The 13,102-nt window shown below is 59.5% G+C and carries 11 protein-coding genes; 3 read left to right on the top strand and 8 right to left on the bottom strand.

Annotated elements, in window-relative coordinates:
• Positions 1–21: 21 nt before the first annotated feature.
• Together gloB and clpA are read left to right on the top strand one after the other, a co-directional pair.
• Positions 22–786 (top strand): hydroxyacylglutathione hydrolase, encoded by a 765-nt coding sequence (gloB, locus tag ACXYMP_RS04800; protein ID WP_458904662.1) that lies wholly within the window; start codon positions 22–24, stop codon positions 784–786.
• Between the two features lie 158 nt (positions 787–944).
• Entirely contained in the window at positions 945–3,269 is a 2,325-nt protein-coding gene (gene clpA, locus ACXYMP_RS04795; protein ID WP_298568071.1) for an ATP-dependent Clp protease ATP-binding subunit ClpA, read from the top strand.
• 157 nt (positions 3,270–3,426) lie between these two features.
• Here clpA and ACXYMP_RS04790 read toward each other — a convergent pair whose 3' ends face one another.
• The 3 genes from ACXYMP_RS04790 to ACXYMP_RS04780 form a co-directional block, all read right to left on the bottom strand.
• Positions 3,427–5,163, bottom strand: a complete 1,737-nt coding sequence (locus ACXYMP_RS04790; protein ID WP_458904659.1) for a peptidoglycan -binding protein — start codon at positions 5,161–5,163, stop codon at positions 3,427–3,429.
• Between the two features lie 3 nt (positions 5,164–5,166).
• Positions 5,167–6,366: a biopolymer transporter ExbB gene (locus tag ACXYMP_RS04785; RefSeq protein ID WP_458904657.1), complete on the bottom strand. Its 1,200-nt coding sequence runs from the start codon at positions 6,364–6,366 to the stop codon at positions 5,167–5,169.
• A gap of 80 nt (positions 6,367–6,446) precedes the next feature.
• Positions 6,447–6,986, bottom strand: coding sequence for a gamma-glutamylcyclotransferase (locus tag ACXYMP_RS04780; RefSeq protein WP_458904655.1), 540 nt, complete (start codon positions 6,984–6,986; stop codon positions 6,447–6,449).
• Between the two features lie 71 nt (positions 6,987–7,057).
• Between ACXYMP_RS04780 and ACXYMP_RS04775 the strand changes: the two genes are divergently transcribed.
• Positions 7,058–8,059, top strand: a complete 1,002-nt coding sequence (locus ACXYMP_RS04775; RefSeq protein WP_458904653.1) for a DUF2125 domain-containing protein — start codon at positions 7,058–7,060, stop codon at positions 8,057–8,059.
• Between the two features lie 2 nt (positions 8,060–8,061).
• On the opposite strand, the gene ACXYMP_RS04770 is transcribed toward ACXYMP_RS04775, so the two are convergent.
• The 5 genes from ACXYMP_RS04770 to ACXYMP_RS04750 form a co-directional block, all read right to left on the bottom strand.
• On the bottom strand, positions 8,062–8,883 hold the full coding sequence (locus ACXYMP_RS04770; protein ID WP_458904651.1) for an extensin-like domain-containing protein: 822 nt from the start codon (positions 8,881–8,883) through the stop codon (positions 8,062–8,064).
• A gap of 51 nt (positions 8,884–8,934) precedes the next feature.
• Entirely contained in the window at positions 8,935–9,852 is a 918-nt protein-coding gene (locus tag ACXYMP_RS04765; protein ID WP_458904650.1) for a prephenate/arogenate dehydrogenase family protein, read from the bottom strand.
• The gene (hisC, locus tag ACXYMP_RS04760; protein ID WP_298568089.1) at positions 9,849–10,988 is read right to left on the bottom strand and encodes a histidinol-phosphate transaminase; all 1,140 of its coding nucleotides are present in this window, start codon (positions 10,986–10,988) and stop codon (positions 9,849–9,851) included. The genes ACXYMP_RS04765 and hisC overlap by 4 nt, the downstream gene beginning before the upstream one ends.
• 182 nt (positions 10,989–11,170) lie before the next feature.
• Complete coding sequence (rpsD, locus tag ACXYMP_RS04755; RefSeq protein WP_298568092.1) at positions 11,171–11,791, bottom strand: 30S ribosomal protein S4; 621 nt, start codon at positions 11,789–11,791, stop codon at positions 11,171–11,173.
• A gap of 165 nt (positions 11,792–11,956) precedes the next feature.
• Positions 11,957–13,018 carry a Hint domain-containing protein gene (locus tag ACXYMP_RS04750; protein WP_458904647.1) on the bottom strand — a complete coding sequence of 354 codons (1,062 nt, stop codon included), beginning with the start codon at positions 13,016–13,018 and terminating at the stop codon, positions 11,957–11,959.
• Between the last annotated feature and the right edge of the window lie 84 nt (positions 13,019–13,102).

The raw sequence follows: 13,102 nt of genomic DNA, 5'->3' as shown, positions 1-13,102 counted from the left end.
GTTCAAAACCGGAGGTTCGAGATGCTCACCCTTGTCACCATCCCCTGTCTGTCTGACAATTACGCCTTCCTTCTGCATGATGATGTCACGGGGCAAACCGCGCTTGTCGATGCGCCCGACGCCCAGCCGATCAAGGCTGAACTGCAGGCACGCGGCTGGACGTTGACCGAAATCTGGTTGACCCACCATCATTGGGACCATGTCCAAGGCGTCACGGATCTGGTGAAGGCCACGGGTGCCAAGGTGGTCGGTGCAGCCGCAGATGCCGACCGCCTGCCACCATTGGATCGAAGCTATAGTGACGATGACACGTTTGAATTTGCTGGCCACGAAGTATCGGTTCTGGATGTTTCGGGCCACACGGTCGGTCACATCGCCTATTTCGTTCCGGATACACACGCGGTCTTTACCGGGGACAGCCTGATGGCGCTTGGCTGCGGGCGTTTGTTTGAAGGCACGCCAAACCAAATGTGGGCAAGCCTGTCCCGTCTTGCCGCCTTGCCACCAGATACGCTGGTTTGTTCGGGCCACGAATACACCGCGGCAAATGCGGCCTTTGCGATCACGATTGAACCTGACAACAGCGCATTGGCCCAGCGTCTGGCGCAGATCAAAGCCGCGCGCGCCGAAAACCGCCCCACAGTGCCATCGCGCCTGTCGCAGGAGCTTGAAACGAATCCATTTCTGCGCGCCCACTTGCCTCAGGTCAAAGCGGCCCTACATATGAAAACCGCCCCAGACACCGAGGTCTTTGCTGAAATCCGACGGCGCAAGGACAATTTCTAAGGTATAAATACCAGCAATCACGCATCCGAGAGCAACAATTGACAAGAAAAGGCTTGAAGACGCGGCCGGAAAACCGAACTTTAAACATATGAGGCGACAGTAAAGGCGGAAGAACCGCCAAGCGGAAGATCCCGCATAGCTTACGAGGAGTGTTCGACGTGCCATCCTTTTCAAAACCGCTCGAAGAAGCCATTCACCACGCGCTTGCGCTGGCGAATGATCGAAAGCACGAGCTGGCAACGCTGGAACACCTGCTTCTTGCGCTGCTTGATGAACCCGACGCAGCCCGCGTCATGCAGGCCTGTTCGGTCGACATGGATGTCCTGCGCAAGGTTCTGGTCGAATTCATCGACGAAGAACTGACCACGCTGGTCACCGACATCGAAGGCAGCGAGGCCGTGCCGACAGCGGCCTTTCAGCGCGTCATTCAGCGTGCTGCGATCCATGTGCAAAGCTCTGGCCGCACCGAAGTGACGGGCGCGAACGTATTGGTCGCAATCTTTGCAGAACGCGAAAGCAACGCCGCCTTTTTCCTGCAAGAACAGGATATGACCCGTTACGATGCGGTGAACTACATCGCCCATGGGGTCGCGAAAGATCCCAGCATGGGCGAGGCCCGGCCGATCTCTGGTGCGCCGGAGTTCGAAGAGGACGTGCAGGACGCCCAGCCCGCCGAAGAAAACGACAGCGCGCTGGCGAAATACTGTGTCGACTTGAACGCCAAGGCGCGCGACGGCGATATCGACCCGCTGATCGGGCGCGAACACGAGGTAGAGCGTTGCATTCAGGTGCTTTGCCGCCGCCGTAAAAACAACCCGCTTCTGGTCGGTGATCCCGGCGTTGGCAAAACCGCCATCGCAGAAGGGCTGGCCGCCAAGGTCGTCGGTGGCGAAACGCCCGACATCTTGGCCGAAACGACAATCTATTCGCTCGACATGGGTGCGCTGCTGGCCGGCACCCGTTATCGCGGCGACTTCGAAGAGCGTCTGAAGGCCGTGATGAAAGAGCTTGAAGACCACCCCGATGCTGTCTTGTTCATCGACGAGATTCACACCGTGATCGGTGCTGGTGCGACGTCGGGCGGGGCGATGGATGCCTCGAACCTGCTGAAGCCCGCACTTCAGGGCGGCAAGCTGCGCTGCATGGGCTCGACCACCTATAAGGAGTTCCGCCAGCACTTCGAAAAGGACCGCGCGCTGAGCCGCCGGTTCCAGAAGATCGACATCAACGAACCGACTGTTGATGATGCGGTGAAAATCCTGAAAGGTCTGAAACCCTATTTCGAAGACCACCACGGCGTAAAATACACTGCCGATGCGATCAAAAGCGCGGTGGAGTTGTCGGATCGTTATGTCAACGACCGCAAGCTGCCAGACAAGGCGATCGACGTGATCGACGAGGCCGGGGCCGCGCAGCACCTGCTTGCGCAAAGCAAGCGCCGCAAGACGATCGGCGTCAAGGACATCGAGGCCGTCGTGGCCAAGATCGCCCGCATTCCGCCGAAAAGCGTCTCCAAGGATGATGCCGAAACATTGCGCGACCTTGAAAAGGCGCTGAAACGGGTCGTGTTTGGGCAGGACAACGCAATTGAATCGCTTGCCTCGGCCATCAAACTGGCCCGCGCGGGCCTGCGGGAACCTGAAAAGCCCATCGGCAACTATCTGTTTGCCGGGCCAACAGGCGTCGGCAAGACCGAGGTTGCCAAACAGCTGGCCGACAATCTGGGTGTCGAGCTTTTGCGCTTTGATATGTCGGAATATATGGAGAAACACGCGGTCTCGCGCCTGATCGGGGCGCCTCCGGGCTATGTCGGGTTTGATCAGGGCGGTCTGTTGACCGATGGCGTTGATCAGCATCCCCATTGTGTTTTGCTTCTGGACGAGATCGAGAAAGCGCACCCGGATGTCTACAACATCCTGCTGCAGGTGATGGATAACGGCGAGCTGACCGACCATAACGGTCGCACGGTCAGTTTCCGCAACGTGGTCTTGATCATGACCTCGAACGCGGGCGCAGCGGAACAGGCCAAATCGGCCATCGGCTTTGGTCGCGATCGTCGCGAAGGCGAAGACACCGCCGCGATCGAACGCACCTTCACGCCGGAATTCCGCAACCGATTGGATGCGGTCATCAGCTTCGCGCCACTCGGCAAAGAAGTGATCCTGCAAGTGGTCGAGAAGTTTGTTCTGCAGCTGGAAGCCCAGCTTCTGGATCGCGGCGTCAGCATCGAGCTGACCCGTGCGGCCGCTGAATGGATCGCCGAGAAGGGATATGATGACCGTATGGGCGCCCGCCCCCTTGGCCGCGTCATTCAAGAGCACATCAAAAAGCCGCTCGCCGAAGAGCTGCTGTTTGGCAAGCTTGCCAAGGGCGGTCTGGTTCAGGTGGGCGTGAAGAACGGCAAGCTGGACCTTCGGATGGAGAAACCCAAAAACCCGCAGCTTGGTTCGCGCAAACGACCCCCATTGTTGACCGCGGACTGACCGCCAACTGAGCACGACACATTTGCACGGGCCGCAGTTCTTCTTGCGGCCCGTCGTCGTTTAGGGCACTGGAATAGCACTGAGCAGCGCTCAGCCAATCTGCAATCTCGCAAAAAATCTGCTGCCGCTATACTGGTTTCCGCATAGGCAAACGCGGTCAGCGTTCCGTCAGTTTCAGCTCAATCCGGCGGTTCTTTGCGCGCGCTTCACTGGTATTGGCGGGGTCGACCGGGCGGTATTCGCCAAACCCCGTTGCCGCAAGGCGATCGGGCGGAAAACCCAGATCATTGATCATGTATTCCACCACCGACAAGGCGCGCGCCTGACTGAGCGCCCAGTTGTTGCGGAACCGTCCTGTGCCAGCCAGCGGAACATTGTCGGTGTGCCCATCAACGCGAATGATCCAGTCCACTTCGTTCGGGATGTCTCCGGCCACTTCGGCCAGTAGCGCGGCCACCTTGGCAACCTGCGCGCGTCCTTCGGGCTGCAACGTCGCATCGGCGCTTGTGAACAGAACCTCGGACGAGAAAACGAACCTGTCGCCGACAATCTGAATGCCTTCGCGATTGCCAAGCACTTGCTTGAGCTTGCCAAAAAACTCGGACCGATAGGCCGCCAGCTCTTTGGCTTCGGCCTCCAGCCGTTTGCGTTCCGCTTCTTCCAACGCTGCGCGTTTGCGTTCTTCAGAGGCAACACGGGCCAGCGCGGCGTTTAACTCGGACCCAAGGTTGTTGATCTGCACCTTCGCGGCGGCGTCACGCGCGGCGCTGTCGTCCAGAATGGCTTGTAGACTTCCCAGCTGGGTTCTAAGTGCGGCCAGCTGTTCATTCAAAAGCGCAATCTTGCGTTGGCTTTCTGCGCTTTCCGCTTCCTTCTCGGACAGCGCCAGATTGGCGGCGGCCAGCAGACGCGCCCGTTGGTCGGCCTCACTGATTGCATCTTGCACCTGGCTTTCAGCCTCGAGCCGTGCGGCAAGTTCGGCTTCCAGACGATCCCGCAAATCTGCCGTTTCAACCCCGTCGGTTTTCTGCTCCTCCAGCCTTAGCAGAGCGGCAGACAGCTGGCGTTCCACATCGACGCCCGCAGCCTTGGCTGCTGCAAGAAGCGTCAAGGTCTCTTCGGCCCGCTTGCGTTCAGCCTCCAGCGCCAAGGTCATCGCGGTTAGTTCTTCATCCGCATTTGCCAGACGGTCACGCAGGGCGGCGGCGGCGGCGGCCTCGGCCACGCGGCTTGCCTCTTCTTCAGTCAGGGCGGCGGCGCTGTCTTCCACCTTCGCCTCAAGATCCGCCACCAGCGCCTCAAGCGCTTCGCGTTTTGCGGCGGCCAGTCGCGCTGCCTCGGCGGTTTCGTCAACCTCGTCGCGCGCGTTAGCCAAGGCCAGCGCCAGCTCATCTTTTTCAGACAGCAATTCAACACGGGCCGCTTCAAGTTCGTCGACCGTCGCGGAAAGCGCCTCGCCCTCGCGAATTGCGCGATCGCGCTCCGACAAAAGCGTTGCAACCTGCGCTTCGAAACTGGTGATCTTTGCGGCCCGCGCTGCTAGCTCAGAGGCCTGATCCGCAGTTTGTGCGGTCAACTGGGCGATCAGGGCTGTTTGTGCCTCAGACACAGATCTGGCTTCGGCCAAGGTCGCGTTCAACGTGCCGATTTCACCCTGAAGCTTCGCCGCCCGCGTCCGCTCCAGCCCAAGCGCGTCGGCCAGTTCGGACACCTGCGAGGAAAGCTCGTCCAGTTCATCCGCCTGCCCCGAGATCGTTTCGCGCAATATGAACTGCACGATCATGAAGATGGTCAGGACGAACATCAGGACAAGCAAAAGCGCCGTCATGGCATCCACAAAACCCGGCCAGATCGAGCCGCTCATCCGTTGAACCGATCGCCGCGTCAGGGCCATGGGTTACGCCCTGTCCTGACCGGACGCCACGCGGATCGCATGGGTCAGGGTTGCAAGATCCCCGCGCAGGTCGGCAAGACTTTCCTGTCGTCCAGCTTGCATTTCTTCCAAAATGCGCAGCAGTTGAACATCGATGGAGCGAAGCCGCATCCGGCTTTCCGCATCCGGGTGATCGTCCGCGTCATCGGCGCGTCCCTGCAGCACTTCGACCACCCTGTCCTGCCCGTCCGCGAGCCGTGACAAGGCGGCAGCCTGACCGCCCCCGTCTTGCAGTTTCGTGGCAACCGCATCGATTTTGTCGGCCAAATGTCCCAGCCGCTGGTCCAGCATGCTGCGTTGCACATCGGTCTGGGTGAACAGAGTCTGCATCGCTTCGACCTGCTCGGCAAGAACGCCAAGATAGGCGCTGGCACCTTGGTCGTTGCCCTCTCCATCGCCGGTGGCAAAGCTGATCTTCGTAATGGTGGACAGCCATTCCTCTAGCTCGCGATAAAACCGGTTCTGGCCATGCCCGGCAAACAGCTCCAGCAGCCCGACGACCAGCGACCCCGCAAGACCCAACAGCGAGGATGAGAAAGCCGTGCCCATGCCGCCCAGCTGCGCCTCAAGCCCGGTCATAAGACGGTTGAACACATCAACCCCGCCTTCACCCTCACCCGGCGCCAGCGACCTGATGGTTTCGACCACCGCCGGGACGGTCGTCGCCAAGCCGTAGAATGTGCCGAGAAGTCCGAGAAATATCAGCAGGTTGACGATATATCGTGTGATGTCACGGGCTTCATCTATACGTGTTGCGATGCTATCGAGGATCGACCGTGCGGACGACGCACCGATCTGCAGATGCGACCCACGGTTTGATCGAAAAAGCGCCGCCAAAGACGCCAACAACCGCGGCGCCCGGTCCGGGTCATGACCATCGCGTTCCTGAACGTAGCCCTCGATCCAGCCGACGGATGAAAAGACCTGCCAGACCTGCCAGAAACAAGCCAGCAGGCCGATCACGAAGACAAACAGGATGAAGCCATTCAGATAGAGATTTGCCTGAAACACCGGCAGCACCCTTGGCAAAGCCAAAAACACGCCAAAGCCTACAAGACCCAACACCACCAACATCACAAAGATTTGGCGGACCGGATGGGTGAAAGACGGCTCGACCCCGTGTTTTTTGGGCGCAGTCAGCGTCCCGCGATCCAACTGATCCATGCGGGCATTTCCTTGTCGCCGTTGTTGTTGGGCACAGGATAGGCGCGATTTGTGCAGGTGCCAAGCTCTGTGTAGACCTGTCAGTCGCCCGCCAACTTCCGCACCTGCTGCGCAAGCCAGTTCAGGTCGTCATCTTCGATCCCAAGTTCGTTCAGGTGGGCAGCAGTGTTGTAAAGGTATTCTGTGTTCGGACCACGCCCGCCGATCGCTTGTGCGATTATCCGTGCTTGTTCTTCCAAATCGATTTGGCAGTATTGCACGTGGTGTGGATCGATCACATAGGTGACGGCCTCGACCTCTCGGCCATCGCGCAGCGAGATCTTCAGCTGTTTTTCAAGATAGGCCGAGGACACAAGTTCGCGCTCGCGCAGATCGGCCAGTGCCTGATCATGGCTTTTCGGGCAGGCACGAAAGGCGAGACCCTGACATTGTGCGGCCTCCATTTCGTCCAGCGCAAGGACAAGTCCGGGGTTGTCCACGGTTCCGCGATGGTGAATGGATCTCATGCAAAAGCTGCGGTGAAAGCCCGGCAGACTGGCCACAACTGCTTCGGTATGGGCAAACCCTGGGTTCCACATCAATGACCCATACCCGAAAACCCATAGATCCTGTGTGCTCATTTCACTCGCTCTTCGTCACGTGCCGCTTTAAATACGCCAATAAGCACGTGACGTGACAAGAGGAAAGTGTGATGCGCAGATTGATCGTAATAACGCTTGTATTGGCGGGGCTTTGGGCCGGATATTGGTTTGTCGGCGCGCGCGCCACAGAAGGGGCCTTTGCGGCGTGGATCAAGGATCGGCAGGCTGACGGCTGGGTCGCGGAGGTCAGCGACCTGTCAACACGCGGGTTTCCCAACCGGTTCGACACTGTCTTCACCGGGTTAGAGCTGGCCGACCCCGATACGGGACTGGCATGGGCCGCGCCCGAATTCCAGATCCTGGCGCTGTCCTACAAGCCCTATCACGTGATTGCCGCCTGGCCCGGAGAGCAAATTCTGTCAACGCCCCAACAGCGGATCACGATCTCCGCCTTGGATTTGAAGGGGTCGCTGGTTGTCGATCCGACGCCCGCGTTGACGCTGGACCGCAGCTCGATTGTCATCGAAGGGCTGACCATGACATCATCTGCCGGGTGGACATCGTCGCTTGTGCATGGGCAACTGGCGACCCGTCGGGATACCGAGGGAGAGAACCGCCAAGATATTCACTTCGAGGCTTCAGATCTGACGCCTGCGTCTTCCTTCATCCGAAATCTCGATACCGATGACGTATTACCACCGGTCTTCGAAGGGGTGTCGTTTGACGCCAACGTCACGTTTTCGGCCCCATGGGACCGCAGCGCGATCGAGGATGCCCGCCCTCAGGTTACGCGGATCGACCTGTCGTCCTTCGTGGCAAAATGGGGCGAGCTTGAACTCGCCATGGCAGGCGCCGTGGACGTAGACGCGCGGGGCAATCCATCAGGCAATGTGACCGTCAAGGCCCGCAACTGGCGACAGATGATCCAGCTTGCCGAAGCATCTGGTGCGCTGGCGCCAGAGCTGGTGTCAACCGTGACCGGCGCCCTGCAATTCGTCGCAGGCCTGTCGGGCAACAGTGAAACGCTGGATGTGCCACTGCGCCTGTCTGGTGGCACGGTCTTTCTTGGGCCGGTTCCAGTTGGCCGCGCGCCGGTTCTTGTAATCCGGTAAACTTAGCGGCAATACGCGCCGCTACGATACCGCGCTGTGTCCAGATGCAAATGGTCCTGGTGATATCGATCTGCATTTGGGCCAAGCACCGTTCCAAACGGCCCGCAAGCCGCCTTGTGCATCGACTTGAGCACTTTGCCCTGAACCGGGTCACGCCACCCTTTGAGCACCGAAATTTCGGCCCCGTTTTTCAAACGCACCGCCGCGATGTCCAACGCGCGACCCTTGCCGTGCTCGCTGATTTTTGCGCCAGACTTGTTGTTGCGCGTGCGGCACGCATAATGCGCCACAACCCGTAGCGAAGACGGTCCACCACCCAGCCGACCAACGGCGGGGAAGACGCCCGTTCGCACCCAGTTGTTCAGCGCCTTTGCCGTGGTGCAATCCATTACCGCAGCCTGGCTGAGCTTGACGCCAGACACTTCGGTCACACGCACAGGGTCGGCGACACCACAGCCGCGGATCTTGCCGGGGATCGCCGAGACGGCTTGGCCTTTGATCTCGTTCACGCCACATACGCGGCCCTTGCGCCCAACATTCGCTGGCGCGGGCATGGATGCGGCGACCTTGCGGGAAAAGCCTTTGGGCCGTTTGTTGGGGCGCAGCGAACGTGCGACGGCAAGGCGTGTCGGGGCCGCCACTGCTGCTGCCAGCTGCGCGCCACTGGTCGCGATGACTCCTTGGTTGCTTGCCGGGCGCGGCGTCGGTCTGAGCGAACTGTCAGGCGGCGCGCTCATGGCCGTGGTCGAAAACATCGCGGCCAGAACCACCCCGCCAAGGGATCGCTTCAACACAGCCCGAACACCAAAACCGATTACCATCATTACTGCTCCTTCACACATACTCTTCGCGGTCGAACGCACTTGTGGTGCGGCCTAGTCGTGTTTGCCGGACCGCCCGAAATCGGGCGCGTCGGTGTCTTGCCCGGCTTCGATAATACCACGGCGAATGGCACGGGTTCGAGTGAAATAGTCAAACAGCTCTTCGCCATCACCGGTGCGAATGGCGCGTTGCAGGGCGAAAAGCTCTTCCGTGAACCGACCCAAGATCTCTAACGTCGCGTCCTTATTGTTTAAAAATACATCACGCCACATGGTCGGGTCTGAAGCAGCGATACGCGTAAAGTCGCGAAAACCCGCCGCCGAATACTTGATGACCTCGCTGTCGGTCACGCGCGACAGGTCATCTGCAACGCCCACCATGGTATAGGCAATCAGGTGCGGCGTGTGACTGGTGACAGCCAGAACAAGGTCGTGATGGTCTGCATCCATCACGTCAACATTGGCACCCAGCCCCTGCCAGAACGCGGTCAACCGGTCGGTGGCGGCTTGGGGTGTGCCGTTGGGGATCAGGATGCACCAACGGTTGTCGAACAGTTCGGCAAAGCCGGATCGAGGGCCGCTGTGCTCGGTCCCAGCCAAGGGATGGCCCGGGATGAAATGCACGTGATCGGGCAAATGCGGCGCAACGGTTTCGATCACCGCGCGCTTGACCGACCCGACATCTGTCAGAGTGGCCCCTTCGCCAAGCTTGGGTCCGATTTCCGAAGCGACGCCATCCATCGCACCGACGGGCACGGCAAGGACAACCAGATCCGCCCCGTCGACGGCCTCGGCGGCGGTGTCGACAATGCGGTCGCAAAACCCAAGTTCGCGCGCAACGTCACGGGTTTCAACCGAACGTGCGGTTCCGACAATCTCGCCCGCCAAGCCAGCGCGACGCATCGCATGGGCCATCGAAGACGCGATCAGACCCAGACCGATCAAGGCGACACGGTTGTAGATGACGCTCATGTACCCTCCCCTTCCTCAAGCCTGTCTTCTTCCAGCAGCATCAACTTGGACCCCGGCGCGCCGCCTTTGAAGCGACCGATCATATGCGCCACCCGGCGACAGGACGCTTCGTCGCCAACCGTGATACGCAGGCAGTTGGGCAGGCCATAGCCGCCGACCTTGCGCACGATGATCCCTTGTTCTTGCAAGTAGGTGTTACAGGTCGAAGCCTCGTCCTCGCTGGCAAAGCGCGCCAGAATGAAGTTGGTGCAAGACGTGTCTGACGGCACACCAAATTCGGCCAGGGTTTCGGCCAGCCAGGACCGCAGCCGCGTATTTTCACGCAGACAGCGCGTGGCATGATCCCGGTCGCGCAACGCAGCTTCGGCCGCGGCAAGCTGAGGCATCGACAGGTTAAACGGACCCCGCACCCGGTTCAACACGTCGATCACGTCGGACGCGCCATACCCCCAACCGATCCGCAGCCCACCCAAGCCATACATCTTGGAAAACGTGCGCGTCATGAAGACGTTTTCGTATTTGGAGACCAGCGACGCCTCTCCATCAAAGCCGTCGACATATTCCGCGTAAGCTGCGTCCAAAACCAACAACACGTGATCGGGCAATTCGCGGGCAAGGCGCGCGAGCTCTCCGTGGCTTACCATCGTGGCCGTCGGATTGCCCGGATTGGTAACGAACACCAAACTGGTTTTGTCAGTCACACCTTTCAGGATTTCATCGACATCGACCATGCGTTCACGTTCCGGCACCATGACCGGTGTCGCACCTGCCGCCAACGCCGAGATCCGGTACATCGAAAAGCCATGCTCTGTGTGAATCACTTCAGTGCCCGGGCCCGAATAGGCTTGGCACAGGAACGTGATCACCTCGTCCGATCCGACACCGCAGATGATGCGATCAGGGTCCAATCCGTGGAAATCGCCAATGGCTTGACGCAGTGCGCCGTGATCCGTGTTCGGATAGCGATGCAGTTCGTGCCCGGCGCGCTGGAAGGCTTCGACTGCGTGCGGGCTTGGCCCGAACGGGTTTTCGTTCGAGCTTAGCTTGATGACATTGGCAATGCCGTCCACCGTCGAGGCGCCGCCCACATAGGGCGTGATCTGCATGATCCCCGGCTGGGGTATGATCTTGGCCATGAGGATGCTCCTTTGTCGAGTGATGTAGCGCGGTCACCAGACCCTGCAAAGCACGAAAGCAACGCGGCGAGAATTGTGCCCCGCGCTGAGGCTTCACTGCATCTGCGATTTCCAGCAACGCAAAAAGAAACCCGCCCAGATCCTGGGCGGGTTCCAAAACACTGCGATGTTGTAAGACTAGCTTAGTTTTTCGCGTAGAATTCGACGACCAGGTTCGGTTCCATCACAACCGGATACGGCACATCCGACAGGCCGGGAGTCCGGGTGAAAGTGGCGGTCAGCTTCGAATGGTCAACGTCCATATAGTCCGGCACGTCACGCTCGGGCAGTTGAACCGCTTCCAGAATGGATGCCATTTGCTTCGAACGATCACGCACTTCGATCACGTCGCCTTCTTGCACGCGATAGGACGGGATGTTCACTTTTTTGCCGTTCACACGCACGTGGCCGTGGTTGACGAACTGACGGGCTGCAAACACGGTCGGCACAAATTTGGCGCGGTAGACAACAGCGTCAAGGCGGCGTTCCAGCAGACCAATCAGGTTTTCACCGGTGTCGCCTTTGACACGCTCGGCTTCACCATAGATGCGGCGGAATTGTTTTTCGGTCAGGTCGCCGTAGTAGCCTTTCAGCTTCTGCTTGGCGCGCAGCTGCAGACCGAAATCCGACAGTTTGCCCTTACGACGCTGGCCGTGTTGGCCGGGGCCGTATTCGCGACGGTTTACCGGCGATTTCGGGCGACCCCAGATGTTTTCGCCCATGCGGCGATCAATTTTGTACTTGGCAGACGTGCGTTTGGTCACGGCTGGTCTCCTTCATAAAGATATCGAAGGGCGTTGTCCTTTGGCCGAAGCCCGACAGGCATCCCTTCGCAGGGGCCACCAACACCAATGAAAACCGGCCCCTCGCGGGACCGGATTGAGGGCTTATAACGCCATGAGTGAGGGAGTCAACGCCCCCGGCAGAACTTATGCCACGTGACCGCGCAGAATTGCCGTTTCGCCCTTGTTCAGACTACGTCGCGCAAAAGCGCCGTAGGCCATGGGGTCGTAGTCAAGAAGCGGAAAAATCTCGAGCAACCGGGCGCGTTGGCCCGCGTCGAGCATTTCAAGATCGGTATTGGCCGGGTGAAAGCTTTCGGTCGGCACGCCATTGGCCCAGACGACTTCGTGGTGTTCCAAAAGCACGTGGCAATAAACAACCTCTTTTGCCAGGCGATCGACCACCACGCGACGTTCATCCACCAGATCACGGGCGGACACCAAAACCTCGTCTTCGTTGAACAGGTCTCGCGCACGCGCACCGGTGATCAAAAGCTGGTGCTCTGGCGAAACGAGAAGATCCTCATCGGGTTGGCCCGAGCAAATCGCGCCGGCGCGCAGTCGGATTGGCCGCAGTTCGGGCATGGCAAACAGGCGCGCGCCAGAAATTCGGCGCCGTCCGACCCACAACACTTTCTGTGCGCCGTTGTCGCGTGTTTGAACGATGTCGCCTTCGGACAGGTGCTCGACCAGCGCTTCACCGTCGGCGGTCCGCAACCGGGTTCCCGGCGTGAAACAGATAACCCCTGTCGGCTGGTCGCTCAACCGGTTGACATAGCTAGGTTCCATTGATGCGCGCACCACCCATAGCTCGGTGCCGGGTGGTGGCATGTCACCGACGAACATCAACAAGGGCTGCCTGCTTTTCGCATCAATCAATGACGCTATATAGCTGGCGTGACCGTCGGTGACTTCGAAGCCCATGTTCAACCGTGTGCTGTCAACCTCATGCGCCTCAATGGGTTGGGCCGGGTCCATCGCGGCCCCGACCAGGTTCTGCACCACATACGCCGCTCGACGACGCAGATCCTCTTCATCGCTAGTAGCCTCAAGGTCCAGAACTTCACGAGGCCCATCAACGCGCAACGGTTTCCCCGTCCAGCGCCAGCTTGCCCCGACACCAAGAGAGGCCACCGGTGCGCCCGGCAAACCATCTACTTCTGTCTGCGCCCATGAAATGACAAACGTGCCACGATAGCCCGTCTTCATGCCTGATACCTGCCATTTTTCTTTTTGTTTTTTGCAAACTACCACGGGTGATTCGCGTTGTTAAGGCTTTTGTCCCTACGGCGT

It is taken from the genome of Aliiroseovarius sp. CAU 1755 (assembly GCF_054482655.1).
This window is presented reverse-complemented; position numbering and strand designations above follow the sequence as displayed.